General features: G+C 62.7%; 19 protein-coding genes. 12 read left to right on the forward strand and 7 right to left on the reverse strand.

The features are described from left to right. Window positions 1–121: 121 nt before the first annotated feature. The 6 genes from JP75_RS10400 to JP75_RS10425 form a co-directional block, all read right to left on the reverse strand. Window positions 122–1,057 carry an ABC transporter substrate-binding protein gene (locus JP75_RS10400; RefSeq protein WP_035082423.1) on the reverse strand — a complete coding sequence of 312 codons (936 nt, stop codon included), beginning with the start codon at window positions 1,055–1,057 and terminating at the stop codon, window positions 122–124. Between the two features lie 82 nt (window positions 1,058–1,139). After that, on the reverse strand, window positions 1,140–2,918 hold the full coding sequence (locus JP75_RS27215; RefSeq protein WP_084587595.1) for an amino acid ABC transporter permease/ATP-binding protein: 1,779 nt from the start codon (window positions 2,916–2,918) through the stop codon (window positions 1,140–1,142). Between the two features lie 94 nt (window positions 2,919–3,012). Beyond that, entirely contained in the window at window positions 3,013–3,558 is a 546-nt protein-coding gene (locus JP75_RS10410; protein ID WP_051960577.1) for a GNAT family N-acetyltransferase, read from the reverse strand. Next, a complete protein-coding gene (locus JP75_RS10415; RefSeq protein WP_035082424.1) occupies window positions 3,555–4,739 on the reverse strand; it encodes a M20 aminoacylase family protein in 1,185 nt (394 codons plus the stop codon). The genes JP75_RS10410 and JP75_RS10415 overlap by 4 nt, the downstream gene beginning before the upstream one ends. Continuing rightward, window positions 4,739–6,073, reverse strand: coding sequence for an LLM class flavin-dependent oxidoreductase (locus JP75_RS10420; protein WP_035082425.1), 1,335 nt, complete (start codon window positions 6,071–6,073; stop codon window positions 4,739–4,741). Before JP75_RS10420 ends, JP75_RS10415 begins: the two co-directional genes overlap by 1 nt. Window positions 6,074–6,089: 16 nt before the next feature. Continuing rightward, window positions 6,090–7,118: an MsnO8 family LLM class oxidoreductase gene (locus JP75_RS10425; RefSeq protein WP_035082426.1), complete on the reverse strand. Its 1,029-nt coding sequence runs from the start codon at window positions 7,116–7,118 to the stop codon at window positions 6,090–6,092. Between the two features lie 234 nt (window positions 7,119–7,352). On the opposite strand from JP75_RS10425, the gene JP75_RS10430 reads away from it, so the two are divergent. The 3 genes from JP75_RS10430 to phnN all read left to right on the forward strand — a co-directional run bounded on the left by JP75_RS10430 (window position 7,353) and on the right by phnN (window position 10,237). Further along, window positions 7,353–8,459 (forward strand): NAD(P)/FAD-dependent oxidoreductase, encoded by a 1,107-nt coding sequence (locus tag JP75_RS10430; protein WP_035082427.1) that lies wholly within the window; start codon window positions 7,353–7,355, stop codon window positions 8,457–8,459. Between the two features lie 81 nt (window positions 8,460–8,540). Continuing rightward, window positions 8,541–9,683 carry an alpha-D-ribose 1-methylphosphonate 5-triphosphate diphosphatase gene (locus JP75_RS10435; RefSeq protein WP_035082428.1) on the forward strand — a complete coding sequence of 381 codons (1,143 nt, stop codon included), beginning with the start codon at window positions 8,541–8,543 and terminating at the stop codon, window positions 9,681–9,683. Then, complete coding sequence (phnN, locus tag JP75_RS10440; protein ID WP_051960578.1) at window positions 9,680–10,237, forward strand: phosphonate metabolism protein/1,5-bisphosphokinase (PRPP-forming) PhnN; 558 nt, start codon at window positions 9,680–9,682, stop codon at window positions 10,235–10,237. The genes JP75_RS10435 and phnN overlap by 4 nt, the downstream gene beginning before the upstream one ends. 132 nt (window positions 10,238–10,369) lie before the next feature. On the opposite strand, the gene phnF is transcribed toward phnN, so the two are convergent. Then, complete coding sequence (gene phnF, locus JP75_RS10445; RefSeq protein WP_035082429.1) at window positions 10,370–11,095, reverse strand: phosphonate metabolism transcriptional regulator PhnF; 726 nt, start codon at window positions 11,093–11,095, stop codon at window positions 10,370–10,372. 76 nt (window positions 11,096–11,171) lie between these two features. Here phnF and phnG point away from each other — a divergent pair, with 76 nt between their 5' ends. From phnG to phnD, 9 genes are all read left to right on the forward strand, one after another. Further along, the gene (gene phnG / locus JP75_RS10450) at window positions 11,172–11,627 is read left to right on the forward strand and encodes a phosphonate C-P lyase system protein PhnG (RefSeq protein WP_035082430.1); all 456 of its coding nucleotides are present in this window, start codon (window positions 11,172–11,174) and stop codon (window positions 11,625–11,627) included. Further along, window positions 11,627–12,223, forward strand: coding sequence for a phosphonate C-P lyase system protein PhnH (gene phnH, locus JP75_RS10455; protein WP_035082431.1), 597 nt, complete (start codon window positions 11,627–11,629; stop codon window positions 12,221–12,223). The genes phnG and phnH overlap by 1 nt, the downstream gene beginning before the upstream one ends. Before the next feature lies 1 nt (window position 12,224). Beyond that, entirely contained in the window at window positions 12,225–13,316 is a 1,092-nt protein-coding gene (locus tag JP75_RS10460) for a carbon-phosphorus lyase complex subunit (RefSeq protein WP_035082432.1), read from the forward strand. Beyond that, window positions 13,313–14,188, forward strand: a complete 876-nt coding sequence (locus JP75_RS10465) for an alpha-D-ribose 1-methylphosphonate 5-phosphate C-P-lyase PhnJ (protein ID WP_035082433.1) — start codon at window positions 13,313–13,315, stop codon at window positions 14,186–14,188. The genes JP75_RS10460 and JP75_RS10465 overlap by 4 nt, the downstream gene beginning before the upstream one ends. Before the next feature lie 195 nt (window positions 14,189–14,383). Further along, the gene (phnK, locus tag JP75_RS10475; protein ID WP_035082437.1) at window positions 14,384–15,160 is read left to right on the forward strand and encodes a phosphonate C-P lyase system protein PhnK; all 777 of its coding nucleotides are present in this window, start codon (window positions 14,384–14,386) and stop codon (window positions 15,158–15,160) included. Further along, window positions 15,160–15,864 (forward strand): phosphonate C-P lyase system protein PhnL, encoded by a 705-nt coding sequence (gene phnL, locus JP75_RS10480; RefSeq protein WP_035082439.1) that lies wholly within the window; start codon window positions 15,160–15,162, stop codon window positions 15,862–15,864. Before phnK ends, phnL begins: the two co-directional genes overlap by 1 nt. Then, complete coding sequence (locus tag JP75_RS10485; protein ID WP_035082441.1) at window positions 15,861–16,472, forward strand: DapH/DapD/GlmU-related protein; 612 nt, start codon at window positions 15,861–15,863, stop codon at window positions 16,470–16,472. The genes phnL and JP75_RS10485 overlap by 4 nt, the downstream gene beginning before the upstream one ends. Window positions 16,473–16,679: 207 nt before the next feature. Beyond that, on the forward strand, window positions 16,680–17,507 hold the full coding sequence (gene phnC, locus JP75_RS10490) for a phosphonate ABC transporter ATP-binding protein (RefSeq protein WP_051960579.1): 828 nt from the start codon (window positions 16,680–16,682) through the stop codon (window positions 17,505–17,507). Window positions 17,508–17,562: 55 nt separating this feature from the next. After that, complete coding sequence (gene phnD / locus JP75_RS10495) at window positions 17,563–18,471, forward strand: phosphonate ABC transporter substrate-binding protein (RefSeq protein WP_035082442.1); 909 nt, start codon at window positions 17,563–17,565, stop codon at window positions 18,469–18,471. Window positions 18,472–18,550: the final 79 nt, after the last annotated feature.

The following is an 18,550-nucleotide window of genomic DNA, read 5'->3' on the forward strand; positions in this document are numbered from 1 at the left end:
ACCGACGTACGCTCCGCTCCGGTTCTCGAAAGCCGCCATTTTCGGCTCGGCCTGAGCTGAATCTCGACTGGTCTCAGAGCTCGCCCGTCGTTGGTCCGGACGACCCCTGAACTGAGTTTCATTAGGGCTTGGGAAGCCCCGGCGGGTTGGTCTTGGCGACGTCGATGCCTTCGGCGCCGAGGTTCCATTGTTCGAGAAGCTGGGCGTAGAGGCCGGTATCGATGAGGTCGTTGATGGCGGCGGTGAAGGGTTCGGCGAGGCCGGAGCCTTTGACCGTGGTGATCCCCACCTCGGCCGGGAGCGGCCAGCCGGAACTGACGGTGCCGACGAGCTTGGTCTCGCCGGTCTGCGCGGCGTGATAGGCCTGGGTCGAATTGGGATTGAAATTGGTATCGGCGCGGCCCGAGGCGAGAGCGAGGCCCGCGGCGGCGTCATCGTCGTAGTACTGGATTTCGACGGGGGCGAGGCCTTCCTTTTGGTTGAGTTCGTCCCACTGCAGGATGATCTTTTCCTGGATGGTGCCGGAGCCGGTGATGACCTTTAGGCCCGCAATGTCCTTGGGCTCGGTGATTGCGGTGATCGGGCTATCGGCCTTGACGTAGAAGCCGTGGAGACCGAGGCGGTAGGTCGAGAAGTCGAACTTTTCCTTACGCTCTTCGGTGACGCCGACATTGGAAATGACGGCGTCGTATTTGCCCGAGGCGAGACCCAGCGGCCAATCGGCCCAGGCGACCGGGACGATTTCAACCGGCACGCCAAGGACTTCGCCGACGAGGCGGGCGACGTCGGGGTCGAAACCGACGACTGTGGTCGCGTCAGTCGCATAGGTGGCGATGGGCGGGGCCCAGGGAGCGATTGCGATGCTGATGGTGCCGTCCTTGGCCCATTTGTGATCGGCCGGGAGGAGCGCGGCGGCAGCGTCGTTCTTTTCGGCGTGGAGGCGATCGGTCGGGTTGGGATCAAGGCTCAGGCTCGTCTGGGCGAAGGCGGCTGGAGCCAGGATGGCGCCGAGGAGAAGGGCCGTACCGGCCAGGAGGAAAGTCTTGCGGGTGGTCATGTCTGATCCATTCGTTTGGAAGTGCGCCATCCTGCCGCTGACCGGCATGGAAAGAGGGAGGAGGCGCGGGGTCTGGTTAGGGCTAGAGGACCTTGGCGAGGAACTCTGCGGTTCGGGAATGCGACGGGGCGCTGAAGAGGCGCTCAGGCGGCGCGATTTCGAGGATTTTGCCGCTTTCCATGAAGACGATCCGATCGGCCACTTCGCGGGCAAAACCGATTTCGTGGGTGACGATCACCAGCGTCGTGCCGGACTTGGCGAGTTCCTTGATGACGTCGAGGACTTCGCCGACGAGTTCGGGATCGAGGGCGGAGGTGGGTTCATCAAAGAGCAGGACTTTTGGGCGAAGCGCGAGGGCCCGGGCGATGGCGACGCGCTGCTGCTGGCCGCCCGAGAGATGGCGCGGATAGGCGTCGGTCTTGTCGGCAAGGCCTACGCGGGCGAGGAGGTCACGGGCCTGGGCAATGGCTTCTTCGCGCGGCAGGCCGGCGACGGAGACGGGAGCCTCGATGACGTTTTCGAGCGCTGTCAGGTGGGGGAAGAGATTGAAATTCTGGAACACCATGCCGACACCGGCGCGGCGGCGGCGGATGGCTGGTTCCTTGAGTTCGTGGAGGGCGTCGCCGCGGCGTTCGTAACCAATGAGTTCGCTATCGATGGCGACTATGCCGGTATCGACGCGCTCCAGGTGATTGATGGTGCGAAGGAGGGTCGACTTGCCGGCGCCGGAGGGGCCGATGATGGCGATGACTTCGCCGGAAGTGACGGTGAGGTTGACGCTGTCGAGAACCTTCAGGTCGCCGAAGGACTTGTTGACTCCGTGGATTTCGACTTCGCCACCGATGCGGCCAGTCTCGAAACCGGCAAGGGGCTTGCGGTCGGCGATGGTGGAGACGGGTGTGGTGGCCTGCGCCCGGGGCACGTTGCGGCTGATCAGACGGAAGAGCTTTTCCACCAGCGGCGGCAGGGCTTCGCGGCGGGCGCCGCGGGAATAGTATTGCTCGATGAAGTATTGGACGGTCGAGAGGACGACCATGATGATGAGGTACCAGACGGTCGCCACCATCAATAGCGGAATGACTTCGAGGTTGCGGCGGTAGATGACCTGCACGGTGTAGAATAGCTCGGGGAGGGCGAGCACGTAGACGATGGAGGTCGCCTTGGCGAGGCCGATGATCTCGTTGAAGCCGGAGGGCAGGATGGCGCGCATGGCCTGGGGCAGGACGATATGGACGGCCTGTCGCCAGCGGCTGAGGCCAAGGGCTGCTGCGGCTTCGTGCTGGCCCTGATCGACCGAGAGGATGCCGCCGCGGATGATCTCGGAGGAGAAGGCGGCCTGGTTGAGGCTGAGGCCGATGATGGCGACGGTGAAGGGGCTCAGTGTCTGGACGGTGTCGAACTGGGCCCAGAGGATATCGGTGAACGGGACGCCGAGATTGATGCTGGCATAGAGGTAGCCCAGATTGTTCAGCACCAGCAGCAAGACGATCAGCGGGATTGAACGCAGGAGCCAGATATAGCCCCAGGAGAGGCCCGAGAGCAGCGGTGACTTCGAGACGCGCGCGAAAGCCAGGAGGCCGCCGAGGAGGAAGCCGATGACGGCGGAAATGCCGGTGAGGAGGAGGGTACGACCAAGGCCGGCAAGGACGGGTTCGGAGAAGAAATATTCGGCGAAAACAGCCCAGCCCCAGCGCTCGTTGGTGAGGATGGAATGAAGCGAGATGGCGATGACGACGGCGGCGAGGATGCTGCCGGCGACACGCCAGGGATGCTTTGCTGGAACGATGCGAAGCTGGTGCAGGTCACGCGTGGCGGGACGCGCCGGGATTTCTTCCGTGCCGATATCCGTTACCGATGCCATATCATCACCTAATGTCTATAAATTTAGTGGATATTAGAGCGAGCCAGTTGCTTGAAGAAGTGTCAGGCATTCTCACTTTGACGGGGCGCAGGAACTATTTGCCTTGCGTCAGCGCCACTTGCGCATCGCCATTCCGGGCGGCGAGAACGCCGGCCGAAGCGGTCAGGGCCTTCTCGAAAGCCAGGATCTGGATGTCTTCGGGTTTGGCTTCGAGGTCGAAGAGCGCGGAATAGCCGGTGGTGAGATAGAGGCCACGAGCTTCTGGCTGGCGGAAGCCGGTGGTGAGGTAGACGCGCTCATAGCCTTGGCGGATGGCCTGTTCTTCGAGCTCGACCAGCACGCGCTTGGCGAGGCCCTGACGGCGGTGATCCCTATCGGTCCAGACGCGCTTGAACTCGGCGGTGGTCTCGTCATAGCGCATGAAGGCGCCGCCGGCGATCGGGCGGTCGTTGCGGAGGAGCAGGACGAAGGCGCCATCGGGGGCGGCGAAGCGCTCGGCGGGGTAGCGGTTCATTTCCTGAACGGCGCCGCCTTCTTCGAAATAGTTGCCGTAGCGGGTCTGGTATTCGTCGGTGAGCTGTTCGACGAGCGGCAGAGCGACGGGGTCGGTCGGGAGCGTGTAGAGAAAACGGTCGGTCATGGCGTGGCCTCAGCAAAGGTGTTGCCGGAGAGGAAATCCTCGACGAGGTGCACCCAATAGCGGGCGGCGTCGGGGATGATGGCGTCGTTGAAATCGTAGCGGGGGCTATGGAGGTCGGCGCTGTCGCCATTGCCGAGGAAGAGATAGCTGCCCGGGCGCTTTTCGAGCATGAAGGCGAAATCTTCGCTGGCGGTGATGGGGCGCAGGGTCGGGTCCAGACGGGCCGCGCCGAAGTGGCGTTTTGCCGTTTCGCGGGCGAAGTCCGTCTGCGTCGCATCGTTGACGAGGACGGGGTAGCCGGTCGGGTAACGCAGGTCGGCCGTGGCACCATAAGAGGCGACGTGGGCGTGGACGAGGGCGGTGATGCGCTCGCGGATGGCTTGGCGCACGGTTTCGTCGAAGGAGCGGACGGTCAGTTGCAGTTCGACGCTGTCCGGGATGACATTGGGCAGACTGCCGCCATGGATGGAGCCGACGGTGACGACGGCGGCCTGCAGCGGATCGACATTTCGCGAAACAATGGTTTGCAGCGCGAGGACGAGGCTGGATGCGACGACCACGGGGTCGATGGCAAGATGCGGTTTGGCCCCATGCCCGCCCTTGCCCTGAATGCGGATGATGGCCATGTCGACCGAGGCCATGGCCGGGCCTTCCAGGAAGGCGAACTGGCCGGCGGGAATGCCGGGCCAATTGTGAAGGCCGAAGACGGCATCGACCGGAAAGCGCTCGAAGAGGCCGTCATTGATCATGGTGCGCGCGCCGCCGCCGATTTCTTCGGCGGGCTGGAAGATCAACCGGACCGTGCCGGAGAAATTGCGGGTAGCTGCCAGCTTTTGCGCGGTGGCGAGGAGGATGGTCGTGTGACCATCGTGGCCGCAGGCGTGCATCTTGCCCGGATTCTGGCTGGCATAATCAAGGCCGGTGACTTCCTCGATGGGGAGGGCGTCCATATCGGCGCGGATGCCGATGGTTTTTGAGCCGGGGCCGACCGTGAGCGACCCGACAACACCCGTTCCGCCAATGCCGGTTTCGACCTCAAAACCCCAATCGCGGAGATAGTTGGCGACGAGGGCGCTGGTCTCGTGCTCGGCATAGGCGAGCTCGGGGCGCGTATGGAGGAAGCGGCGGAGGAGGGTAAAATCCTCCGCCGTTTCGGGCTTTATGGGTGCCGCAAAACCCATCAGCCGGCGGCCTTTTCTTGCGGCAGCGCATAGCGGCTTTCGCGGAAAGGCAGGCCGAGGTGATCGCGCAGCGTCGAGCCAATCTGTTCGCGGCTGTGGCGACCGCGCTTTTCAAGAATGGGCAGGACGTGCTCGTCGAAATCCTTCCAACCCTGGGCGGAAACGGGGAAGCCGAGGACGAAGCCGTCGGCGGCGCCGGCATCGACCCATTCAATGATCTTGTCGGCGATCTGTTCGGGTGTGCCCTGGAAATCGCTGCGTGGCGTCGTCTGTTCTAGGGCGACATCGCGAAGAGTCTGGCCGCGCTCCTTGGCGCGCAACTTGATGCGGTCGGTGCCGGACTGGAAATTGTTGCGGCCGATATCGCCCAGTTCGGGGAAGGGCGCATCGAGATCGTATTGGCTGAAATCGTGGTGATCGAAGAAGCGGCCGAGATAGTGTAGCGCTTCCTTGACGTTCACGAGCCCGGCGATCTCCTGGTATTTGCGCTCGACCTCTTCTTCGGTCGAGCCGACGATGACGCCGATGCCGGGCAGTACCTTGATCGCATCGGCACCGCGTCCATGGGCGACGGCGCTCTGCTTGAGCTTTTGGGTGAGGGTGCGATTTTCCTCGATATTGGTGGAATTGGCAAATACTGCATCGGCATGGCGACCGGCGAGTTCGATGCCGGCCGGGGAGCCGCCGGCCTGGAACAGCACGGTCTGGCCCTGAGGTGAGCGCTGAATATTGAGCGGGCCTTCGGCTGAGTGGAATTTGCCCTTGAAGTTGAGGCGATGGAGCTTTTCGAAATCGGCAAATTGGCCGGTTGTGCGGTTCCGGGTGAAGGCATCGTCATCCCAGGAATCCCAGAGGCCCTTGACGATATCGATGTGCTCGGCGGCAATTTCGTAGCGCAAGGCATGGTCGGGGTGCTGGGCGCGGCCGTAGTTGCGGGCGGAGCCTTCGAGCGGAGAGGTGACGGCATTCCAGCCGGCGCGGCCATTGCTGAGGAGGTCGATGGAGCCGAACTGGCGGGCAACCGTGAAGGGGTCGCTGTAGGAAGTGGAGAGCGTGCCGACCAAGCCGATCTTGCTGGTGGTCGCGGCAAGGGCTGACAGCAGGGCGATCGGCTCAAAACGGTTGAGGAAATGCGGGATCGACTGCTCGTTGATGTAAAGGCCATCGGCGACGAAGGCGAAAGCAATGCCCGCGGCTTCGGCCTTGAGAGTCTGGTCGAGCAGGAACTGGAAATTGACCGAGGCATCGGCGGGGCCGCTCGGGTGCTTCCAGGCGTTCATGTGTCCGCCGGGGCCGTGCAGCATCAGGCCGAAGGGGATGCGGTTCTGGGTCATCTTGAGGTCTCCAGGGTTAGGCGGAAAGGGCGGTGGGTGTTGCCGGGCGGGCAGACGCGACAGACTTCGTCTGCGCTGACGCGATCAGCTCGATCGCATCGAGGCGGCTGTTGCCGGGATTGGCGAGGTCGAGGATGAATTCATCCACGCCGTATTGGCGGGCGAGCGCGTCTGTGGCGGCAATGATGTCGTGGCCGGTGCCGGCGAGGACATTGGCCTTGCGCTTTTCGACCGTGTAGTCGGTGACGCCGGCTTGCCGAGCATATTCGGCGGCCTGCGCCTCGCTGCCCACGGTAACGCTCTGGCCGCCGGGAATGGTGACGCGATAGGGTGTGAAGGCTTCGGCGGTTTCGCGAGCCTTGTCGCCATCGGCTGAGACGATGGCCGCCAGCGCCACGATGGGCGTGCGGTGGGCGAGATCGCGATAGGTGGAGATGGCGGAGGCGAGGGCGACGTCATCGCCATTGAGGTGCCGGGCGAAGACGAAGTGCCAGCCGAGTTCGGCGGCGAGGGTGGCGCTTTCGACGGAGGCGCCGAGGAGGAATTTTTCGCTTTCCGCCGTAGTGGCGGGCGTCGCGGCGAGGCCTTCGGTGCGGGTGTCCTTGCCGGCACCGAGATAGGCGTCGAGTTCGCGCAACTGGGCGGCGAAATCGGGCCGGTTTTCGGCGCTGCGACCGGCTTGCAGGGCGCGGGTGGAGAGAGGAAGGCCGCCGGGGGCCTTGCCGATGCCGACATCGATGCGGCCGGGGGCGAGGTTTTCGAGGAGGTTGAAGTTTTCCGCGATCCTGTAGGGGCTGTAGTGCTGCAGCATGACGCCGCCGGAGCCGACGCGGATGGTTTTGGTTGCCGAAGCCAGTGCGGCGATCAGGATTTCGGGGGAGGAGCTGGCGAGTTCGGGGGTGTTGTGGTGTTCCGCGACCCAAAAGCGCTCATAGCCCAAAACCTCGGCGCGCTGCGCGAAAGCGATGGTGCGACGCAGGGCGGTGGTGGCGGATTCGCCTTTTGCGATCGGGCTCTTGTCGAGCAGGCTGAGGCGATAGGACATGGAAGGCTCCTCGCGGAAAACAGAGCCCTATGTTAAGTCTACAAAATTGATAGATAAATGGTGTGTTGGCCAATCAAGCCCATAATGGCAAGGCTTTTTCCCTCGCGAGAGGGCTGGCGCTGGCCGGATTCTGTCGCCGGGACGCGGCGAGAAAGAATGTGCTTCTTTCGGCAAATGTGCGAGCAAACGAACGTGCGCTGAGTCTAGCCGGACCGCGTATGGCAAGGAGATGGAATGAAAGTATCGATCGTCGGCGCTGGAATCGGTGGGCTGTCGCTGGCCTGGGCGCTGCGGCGGCGCGGGGTCGAGGTCACGATTTTTGACCAGGGCGCTATCCCCAATCCTGTTTCGTCCTCCTTCGATGAGCATCGCATTACCCGACACACCTATGCTGCGCTCGATGGCTATGGCGCGCTGATGGTGCCGACCTTTGCGCTGTACGAGCAGCTTTGGCGCGATCTGGGACGGAGCCACTATCTGCCGACCGGGGCGGTCTATGTGTCGCGGACGGACGAGGATTACTACGGACCGACGGCGCGGGAGTTGGATGGGCTGGGGATTGGGCATCGGGCGGTTTCCATTGCCGAGCTGGAGGCGCGGCTGCCGTTCGTCAATCTCGATGGGGTGCATTCGGCCTTTGAGGCCGAGGGTGCGGGGATGCTGTTTGCCCGGCGGATCGTCGAGGATTTGGCGCGCTGGCTGGAGGAGAATGGTGCGGACCTGAGGCCGCATAGCCGCGTGACTGCGATTGATCCCGAGGCGGGGACGGTCACGGTCGATGGGCAGGTGCACGGGGCCGATGTCGTCGTCGTTGCCGCGGGGGCGTGGATCGGCGACCTCCTGCCCGAGCAGGCGCGGCGGGCCGTGCCGTCGCGGCAGTTGGTGCTCTATCTTGAGCCGCCGGCGCAATATGCGGCGGCCTGGGCGGCGGCGCCTGTGGTGGTCGATATGGGGGCCGACTATGGCAACTATGTCTTGCCGCCGCGGGAGGGGACGCGGCTCAAGATCGGTGACCATGTGTTTACGCGGCGGGGGCATGGCAGCGACGATCGCATCGCCAGCGAGGCTGACGTGCAGCCGGTTCTTGCGGCGCTGAACCGGGCGTTTCGCGATGCTGGGGACTATAAAATCCTCGAGCGCAAGGTTTGCTATTACACCGTGACAGAGAACGAGCGGTTTGTCGTCGAACAGACCGGCGGGGCTGGCTGGGTGGTCAGCGCTTGTTCGGGGCATGGCTTCAAGCTGGGCGTCACCGTGGGCGATACGCTGGCGCGGGCGCTGGTGGGGGAAATCTCCGGTGCAGCGGCGACGCGCTATCTTGCCGGGCTCGGTTCGCTCTGAGACTGTGCCGGCGTGTCGTTGCCTTGTCACATTATGGGGCTATCGGACCGACCTTTCTCATTCGAACGTGCTGAAACGACCATGCAAGCCCTTGATGCGACTGTTCTGACCAATGCCCGTATTGTGCTGGCTGACCAAGTGCTTGAAGGCGCGGTGGAAATTACCGATGGTGTGATTACCGACATCGGAACGACCAGCAAGCGCGGCACGGACCTCAACGGCGACTACCTGATTCCGGGGTTGGTCGAGCTGCATACCGATCACCTGGAAACACACTATGCGCCGCGGCCGAAAGTGCGCTGGCATCCGGTAGCCGCCGTGCAGGCGCATGACGCGCAGATCGCGGCGTCCGGGATCACGACCGTGTTCGACGCTATTCGCGTGGGGATTGATGAGCATGCCGATATGGGCATGGATGAGCTGCGGATTTTGGCCGATGCGATCACCGCCGGCGTCACTGCAGGACGGCTGCGGGCGGACCACCTGATCCACCTGCGTTGCGAGGTTTCGGCGCCGGATTGTCTCGACAGTTTTGAGAAGATCATGGACCACCCGCTAGTGCGGTTGGCTTCGCTGATGGACCACGCGCCGGGGCAGCGGCAGTTTGCAGGCCCGGATGCCTACAAGGTCTATTATCAGGGCAAGCTCAAGATGAGCGATGCGGCGCTGGCCGAGTTCATCGCCAGAAGGTCTTATGAATCAGATACTTATTCGGACAAGCACCGTAAAGCGCTGGCGGCGCTGAGCGCCGAGCGCAATATTGCGCTGGCGAGCCATGACGATGCGACCTCGGCGCATGTGGATGAAGCCGTGGAGCTTGGTATTCGTATTGCGGAATTCCCGACCACGCTGGAAGCAGCCAAGGCTTCGCGCGACGCGGGCATGGCGATCCTGATGGGCGGACCCAATGTGGTGCGCGGCGGGTCGCATTCGGGCAATGTTTCGGCGCGTGATCTGGCGGCGGCTGGGCTGCTCGATATTCTGTCGTCCGACTACATTCCCTTCTCGATGCTGCAATCGGCATTCTGCCTTGTCGAAGAAGTGCCGGGGATAAGTTTGCCGGAGGCGATCAGCTTTGTGACCAAGCGCCCGGCTGACGCGGCGGGTCTCGATGATCGCGGCGAGATCGCCGTGGGTAAGCGGGCCGACCTCGTGCACCTGCGGATCGAAGAGGGCATTCCGATCGTCCAGACCGTGTGGCGCGAAGGGCGCCGGGTGATATGACCGGGACTTTCGTCGCCGTGGTCGGCTCCAGCGGGGCCGGCAAGGACAGCGTCATGGCCTATGCGCGCGAGCGCATGGCCGGCGACGTGGTGATCGTGCGCCGCGTGGTGACGCGGGAGGCCGATGGCGGCAGCGAAGACCACGATACCATGACGGTGGACCAGTTTGCGGCGGCCGAGACGGAAGGGCGCTTTGCCCTGAGCTGGCCGGCGCATGGCCTGCGCTATGGGCTGCCGGTGGAACTGGAAGATGATCTGCATGAGGGGCGGGTGGTGATTGCCAATCTGTCTCGCGCAGTTATTCCGCAACTGGTGACGCGCTATCCCAGTGCGGTTGTCGTGGAAGTGACGGCGGACCCGCAGGTGATTGCGACGCGGCTTGCCGGGCGTGGTCGGGAAGGTGCCGAGGAAATCCAGCGGCGGATGGATCGCAGTGTTGGCGTTCGGCTGCCGGCGAGCACGGTGCGGATTGATAATTCGGGCCAGCTTGACGTGGCGGGCGAGCAGTTTGTTTCGCTGCTGAAGGATCTTTTGCGTTTGCCGGCAGGGGATTAGTTACCTGTTTTAGTGTTGGCCGGTACCCCCACCCTTGATCCCTCCCCACAAGGGGGAGGGAGACGAAGGAACCGTGACACCGAGGCAAGCGCCTCCCTCCCCCTTGTGGGGAGGGAATGAGGGTGGGGGTTCTCACACCACCAATTCCATTCTTTCGGCCGGGAAGCGCGTTAGAGCATACGAGAGCGGTTCGCCTTCCAGGTCGATGTCCACGGCTTCCGAAACCAGCACGATTGCGCCGGGGGCGAGGTTGAGGGAGCGGGTTTCCTCGAAGTCGGCGTGGCGCGCGGAGATGCGGGTCGAGGCGCGGGAATAGTCTGCGATTTCATAGCTTTGGAAGACCATTGTGGTCGACTGCATTTCCTTGATCCGCGCCGCGAAATCGGGGAAGCGGCGATAGGGTAGCCAGGTGGTCGAGCGCGAGATCGGCACGCCATCGGCGACGGACATGCTTTCGGTGCGGACGACCTTGGTGCCGGGCTTGAGACCAAGAGCCTCTGCGACGCGGGCGGTGGCGTTTTCGATCTTGTCCGAGATGCTGACGGAGGTCAGGGAGCCGGCTTGGCCCCTGAGTCCTTCCCGGAAACGCGTGCGCTTGCCGATGGGGTAACTGAGGCGGCGGATACTTTTTACAAAAGTGCCGCGGCCCTGTTCAGCGGCGACGACGCCTTCTTCGGCAAGCACTGCCAAAGCACGACGGACAGTGTGACGATTGGCGGAAAAGCGTTCTGCCAGAAGAGCTTCGGTGGGAAGGCGATCGCCATTGGCGAGCTTGCCGCCGACGATGTCGAGGCGGATGGCATCGGCGATCTGGCGCCAGAGCGCGACGCCACCTGAAGCTGACTGCGATTTTGTCATTGCACTTTCACACGGGAAGCGTAGAGCGGAACTAGTGGATTTAGTTGTCTATTTTATTAGACAAATTGAGGCAAGCATGACGACAGAGATTTCTGCCGAGCAACGCGCAAGAAAGCGGGCGCTGGATGTTCTGGCATCGGCACCGTCCAAAGCGCTGGCCGAGCGCTGGGACGCCTTTGGCGACAAGCCGGACTATCAGCGGCTGCGCGGACCGGAGACCGGATTGGTCATGGTGCGCGGGCGGGCCGGCGGTGGTGGGGCGCCGTTTAATCTTGGCGAGGCGACGGTGAGCCGGGCCAGTGTGCGGATTGTAACCGGGGAAGTGGGGCACGGGTATTGTTTGGGCCGCGACCTCGACAAGGCTGAGGCCATCGCGGTGATTGACGCACTGCGCCAGCGCGATGCCACTCGGATCGATGCGGAAATTATTGCGCCGCTGGAAGCACTTGGCGCTGAGCGTGATGAGCTGCGGGCGGATGAGGCGGCGGCGACGCGCGTCGATTTCTTCACCATGGTGAGAGGGGATAACTGATGCTTTCCCATGATTTTGGCGCTGGTTTTGCCGATCCGGTCGTCGACGCGCAGGCGGCTTTTCGGGCCTTTCTGGACGCGCTGGCGAACCCCGGGACGCAGCAGAAGCTGGCTGGTTCGAGTGACGGTTCGGCGGCACTTGGACGTGAATTGGCTAGCACATTGCTAACGTTGAGCGACCACGACACGACGATCTGGTTGTCGCCGGCACTCGACGTGGACGCGGTGAAGGGTTTTGTCGGTTTTCATACCGGCGCGAGCGTGGTGGACGATCCGGCCAAGGCCAATTTTGCTTTCGTGGCGCTGGGTGATGCGATGCCGGAATTGGCGCGCTGCAATCTCGGTACGCAGGAATATCCGGACCGATCGACGACGATCGTTGTGGAAGTGCCGGCTTTGGACGGTGGTGCCGAGCTGGTGCTGCGTGGGCCGGGCATTCGCGAGACGCAGGCGATCAGCCCGGTCGGGTTGCCGGCGGATTTTGTCGCGCAGTGGGGTGAGAACCGCGAGCTGTTTCCGCGGGGCGTGGACCTGCTGCTGGTGGCTGGTGGCCAGGTGATGGGTCTGCCGCGTTCGAGCCGGATTGTGGAGGCCTGAGATGTACGTAGCTGTAAAGGGCGGCGAGGCCGCCATTGCCAATGCGCATCGCTTGCTGGCGGATCGTCGGCGCGGTGACCGGTCGGTGCCGGCGCTGCGGCTGGACCAGATTGTCGAGCAGTTGGGACTCGCGGTGGACCGCGCCATGGGCGAGGGTTCGCTTTATGACCGGGAGCTGGCGGCGCTGGCGCTTTTGCAGGCGCGCGGCGATCTGATCGAGGCGATCTTCCTGGTGCGGGCCTATCGCACGACGCTGCCGCGATTTGGTTATTCGGAGCCGATCGATACCGGGGCGATGAAGATCGAGCGGCGCATTTCGGCGACGTTCAAGGATTTGCCGGGCGGGCAGATGCTCGGGCCGACGTTTGATTATACCCATCGCCTGCTGGACCCCAGCATTGTCGGCGAAGATGCCGAAGTCCCGGCGGTGCGCGAGGCTGAGGATGAACAGGCGCCGCGCGTGACTGATCTGCTGGGCCGCCAGGGGCTGATCGAGCCAGATGGCGAGGCTGGCGAAGACCATGAGGTTGGCGACCTGACGCGTGAGCCGCTGGATTTTCCGCTGGATCGCGATCTGCGGTTGCAGGCGCTGGCGCGTGGCGACGAGGGCTTTCTGCTGGCGCTCGGCTATTCGACGCAGCGTGGTTATGGGCGGACGCATCCGTTTGTGGGCGAAATCCGCATTGGCGAGGTTGAGGTCGAGTTCGATATTCCCGAGCTTGGTTTTGCGGTGAGCCTTGGGCGCGTTCGCGTGACCGAGTGTCAGATGGTCAACCAGTTCAAGGGTTCGGCAAAGATCCCGCCGCAGTTTACGCGCGGCTATGGGCTGGTTTTCGGGCAGGCGGAGCGCAAGGCCATGGCCATGTCGCTGGTCGATCGGGCGCTGCGGGCCAAGGAGTTCGGCGAGGATATCACGGCGCCAGCGCAGGACGAGGAATTCGTCATTTCGCACTCGGACAACGTGCAGGCGACGGGGTTCGTCGAGCACCTGAAACTGCCCCACTATGTGGATTTCCAGGCGGAGCTGGACCTGATCCGGCGCATGCGGGCCGAACACGAGGCGCGCGCTGAACAGCAGGAGGCCACGGAATGAACGCCGTCGCAAACTACAACTTTGCCTATCTCGACGAGCAGACCAAGCGGATGATCCGTCGGGCCATTCTGAAGGCCGTGGCGATCCCCGGCTATCAGGTGCCGTTCTCGTCGCGCGAAATGCCGATGCCCTATGGTTGGGGTACGGGCGGCGTGCAGGTGACGGCGTCAATCATCGGGCCGGACGATGTGCTGAAAGTCATCGACCAGGGGGCGGATGATACGACCAATGCCGTATCGATCCGCGCCTTCTTCGCCAAGGTGGCGCAGGTGCAGACCACGACGCACACGGCCGAGGCGACGATCATCCAGACGCGCCACCGCATTCCCGAGCGCAAGCTCGAGGCGGGGCAGATCCTTGTCTATCAGGTGCCGATCCCGGAGCCGCTGCGCTTCCTCGAGCCGCGCGAAACCGAAACGCGCAAAATGCATGCACTCGAAGAATATGGGCTCATGCATGTGAAGCTCTATGAGGACATTGCGCGGCACGGCCGCATTGCCACGACCTATGCCTATCCGGTGAAGGTCGAGGGTCGCTATGTGATGGACCCGAGCCCGACGCCGAAGTTCGACAATCCGAAGATGCATCGTTCGGAAGCGCTGCAGCTTTTCGGGGCAGGGCGAGAGCACCGGATTTATGCGGTGCCGCCGCATACCGATGTGGTGAGCCTCGATTTTGAAGATCACCCGTTTGAAATCCAGCACTTTGAGCACCCCTGTGCGCTGTGTGGTGCGGAGCAGGTCTATCTCGACGAGGTCATTTTGGATGACCGGGGCGGCCATATGTATGTGTGCTCGGACACCGACCACTGCGAAGAGCGGCGGGAAGCGGGGCATGTCGGGGTTTTGGGGATGCAGGAGGCTGCGGAATGAGGGGGTTTCTTCAACCTGACCACGTTCCCTCCGTAGTCGTCACCACCGGGCTTGTCCCGGTGGTCCAGGGGCGCCCCGGTATCGCATGGATTGCCGGGACAAGCCCGGCAATGACGACGGGGGTTGGAATCTGTGGAGTGGAAACAGAGGTTCCCGCTTTCGCGGGAATGACACCGTGGACGCGGGAGATTTTTGATGTCTGACGAACCGCTGCTGCGGGTGAAAAACCTGACAAAATATTACGGCTCGCGGCTTGGCTGTGCCGATGTCAATTTCGAGCTTTATCCGGGCGAAGTGCTGGCCATCGTCGGCGAGAGTGGCTCGGGGAAGACGACGCTGCTCAATACCCTTTCGGCCAATCTGGAACCGACTTCGGGCGAAGCGCTCTATCGGATGCGCGATGAAAGCTGGCGCAATATCTATGAGCTTTCCGAGGCCGAGCGGCGCTTTCTGACGCGGACGGACTGGGGCTTTGTGCACCAGAACCCGGCCGATGGGCTGCGCATGACGGTTTCGGCCGGCGCCAATGTCGGCGAGCGGCTGATGGCGGTGGGCGATCGGCACTATGGGAAGATCCGCGACACGGCGCTCGATTGGCTCGGGCGCGTGGAAATTGCGGCGGATCGTATCGATGATCAGCCGCGCAGTTTTTCGGGCGGTATGCGGCAGCGTTTGCAGATTGCCCGCAATCTCGTGACGGGGCCGCGGCTGGTGTTCATGGACGAGCCGACTGGTGGGCTCGATGTGTCGGTGCAGGCGCGCTTGCTCGATCTGTTGCGGCAGTTGGTGGGCGAGCTGGGGCTTTCGGCCATTGTCGTGACCCATGACCTGGCCGTCGCGCGTCTCCTCTCGCACCGGATGATGGTGATGAAGGACGGCCATGTGATCGAGGCGGGGCTGACCGACCGGGTGCTCGACGATCCGCGCGAGCCCTATACGCAGTTGCTTGTCAGTTCGATTTTGCAGGTTTGATGATGACCGCTCTATCCGTAAGAAATCTCGCAAAGACCTTCACCATGCACCTGCGTGGCGGGATCAGCCTGCCGGTAGTGGAGAATGTCACGTTCGACATCAATGCCGGTGAATGCGTCGTCTTGGGCGGGCCGTCGGGCGCCGGCAAGTCGTCTATCCTGAAAATGGTCTATGGGAACTATGGCGTCGATAGCGGGGAGGTTCTCATTGCCCATGATGAGCGGCAAGTCGATCTCGCCAGTGCCGATCCGCGGACGGTTCTTACCCTGCGCCGCGATGCCATTGGTTATGTCAGCCAGTTTTTGCGCGCGGTGCCGCGTGTTTCGGCGCTCGATGTGGTGGCGGAGCCGCTGGTGGTTCGTGGGACCGACAAGGACGAGGCGCAAAAGCGCGCAGGCGAAATGCTGAGCCGGCTCAACCTGCCGGAGCGGCTGTGGAGTCTGCCGCCGGCGACGTTTTCGGGTGGCGAGCAGCAGCGCGTGAATATTGCGCGCGGTTTTATCACGCATCACCCGGTTTTGCTGCTGGACGAACCGACGGCGTCGCTTGATGCGGCCAATCGAGCCGTGGTCGTGGGCATGATCGCGCAGAAGAAGCGCGAGGGTGTCGCCATGCTCGGGATTTTCCATGACGAAGAGGTGCGGGCGGAAGTGGCTGACCGGATCGTCGACGTGACCGGCTTTGCGCCGAAGGTGGCAGCATGAAGAAGTTGAGTGAAACGCCGTCGGTGCACGAGACGGCCAAGGTGAGCCAGTCGACACTGGGGAAATACACCGAGGTCGGCGCCTTCTGCCATGTCGCCTATTCGACCATGGGCGACTATTCCTACTGTGTCAGCGGCACGCAGATCGCTTATTCGACGATCGGCAAGTTTTCCAATATCGCAGCAAATGTGCGGATTTATGCGTCGATGCATCCGATGGAGCGGGCTTCGCTGCATCACTTCACCTATCGTTCGGCGCAGTATTTCGAGGGCGAGGAGGATGATGCCTCGTTCTTCGAATGGCGCGAGAGCACGCCGATCAGCATTGGGCACGATACCTGGATCGGGCATGGTGCGGTGATCATGCCGGGCGTGAAGATCGGCAATGGCGCGATCATTGGCTCCAATGCGGTGGTGACCAAGGATGTGGCGGATTTTGCCATTGCCGTGGGTGTACCGGCCAAGACAATCAAGCAGCGGTTTTCTGATCCAATTGCATCGAGGCTCGATGCACTGAAGTGGTGGGACTGGAGCCACGAGCAATTGCATGAGGCACTGCCGGATTTCCGGAAGCTCGGGATCGAGGCTTTTCTCGATAAGTACGAGTGAATGCTTGATGACAGGATCCCCGCGCGAGCGGGGATTTTCGTTTGTGACGCTTCGTTAGGAGATTGCCGGAGGGGCGGTACGGCCCGGATTTGCTGGTTTGGTGCGATTTTGGTCCAGGTGGATAGTCATAGAACCGTCACCCAACCGTTATGCTGACGTTACGCATGCCCCTTAGGTGTCCCCCATCTCAAGGACGGGGCGCCAAGCATGCTCAAGATTTCGCACGTTACGCGACGTTTCGGTGACAAGGTCGCCGTCGATGATGTGACGCTCGAAATTCCGCAGGGCCAGATGGTCGGCATTATCGGCCGCTCCGGCGCCGGCAAGTCGACGCTGCTGCGCATGATCAACCGTCTCAATGACGTGTCGACGGGCTATATCGAATATGACGGCGTGAAGACGTCGGAACTGCGCGGCAAGGCGCTGCGGGCCTGGCAGCGCGACTGCGCCATGATCTTCCAGCAGTTCAACCTCGTGCCGCGGCTCGATGTCATCACCAATGTGATGCTCGGCCGGCTCAATGGCCGCAATCCGGTGCTCAACCTGCTGCAGGTCTTTACTCCGGAAGAACAGTATGAAGCGCTGAAGGCGCTTGAGCGCCTCGATATCGCCCAGACGGCGACGCAGTGGGCGCAGACGCTTTCGGGTGGCCAGCAGCAGCGCGTGGCGATTGCCCGCGCCCTGATGCAGAACCCGAAGATGATCCTGGCGGACGAACCGATCGCCAGCCTTGATCCGCGCAATGCGCAGATCGTCATGGACAGCCTCCGTGACATCAATGCCGAGGGCATCACCGTCATCACGAACCTGCATACGCTCGACACGGCGCGCGCCTATTGCGAGCGCATCGTGGGCATGAGCCAGGGCAAGGTGGTTTTCGACGGTACGCCCGACGAGCTGACGACCGACGTCGCTCGCACCATTTATGGCGCCGATGGTTTGAAGGAGGCTTTCTCGGAAGCCATGACCTCGACCTCGATCGCACCCGTGCAATTCCTGCCGCGCACGCCCACCAACGCGCAGCAGGCTCCCTAAGTCATCGGTCCTTGGAGGCCGAAGACCTATCCCGCGTCACCAAAGGAGACTTCCCGTGTCCGCGATCCGTAAACTGCTCCTGGCCTCCGTGGCCCTCTCGATGTCGACTGCTGCTTTCGCCCAGGACGTCAGCGTCCTCCGTATCGGCCTCGATGGCGGCGAAAACGAAGCCGATCAGCTTCGTCGTTCGGAATGCGTCGCCGAGCCGCTGAAGGCCGCGACCGGCGTTTCCGAAGTCCAGTTCTTCCCCTCGCCCGACTATAACGGCATCATCCAGGGCCTGCTCGGTGGCACCATCGACATCGCCATCATGGGCGCTTCGTCCTATGCCGCCATCTACCTGCAGGATCCGGAAGCCGTTGACCCGGTTCTGACCACCCAGCAGGAAGACGGTTCGACCGGCTACCACACGATCATGGTTGCCCGTTCTGACTCGGGTATCACCGATCTCGCCTCGACCAAGGGCAAGAAGCTCGGCTTTGCCGATCCGGACTCCACCTCGGGCTACCTGATCCCGAACGTTGCCCTGCCGGCCGATCTCGGCGCGCCGATCGCTGAATTCTACAGCGAAACCGGCTTTGGCGGCGGCCACGAAAACCTCGTGCTCGGCGTTCTCGACGGCACCTGGGATGTCGGCACCACCTTCGGTTCGGGCCAGGGCGAATTCTCGGAAGGCTACACTTCCGGCAACCTGCGCATCATGGTCGACAAGGGTCTCCTGGACATGGACGACCTCGTGGAAGTCTGGCAGTCGCCGATCATCCCGAACGGCCCGCTGATGGTTTCGAACAAGATCCCGGCCGAGCTCAAGGACAAGGTCACCGCCTTCTTCAAGGCCCTGCCGGAAACTGACTTCGAATGCTTCGACGCATTCACCGCCGGCGGCTACACCAACTTCGTCGACGCCGACCAGCAGATGTACCAGACCATCATCGACGCTCGTAAGTCGGTGATCGGCGGTTAATTCGCCAAACCGGTGGTGGTGCCTCAGCGCGCCGCCACCTTTTTTTGCGTGACGTCCGGAAATGACGCCGGGATTGCTT

The organism is Devosia riboflavina (assembly GCF_000743575.1).
GTDB classification, from domain to species: domain Bacteria; phylum Pseudomonadota; class Alphaproteobacteria; order Rhizobiales; family Devosiaceae; genus Devosia; species Devosia riboflavina.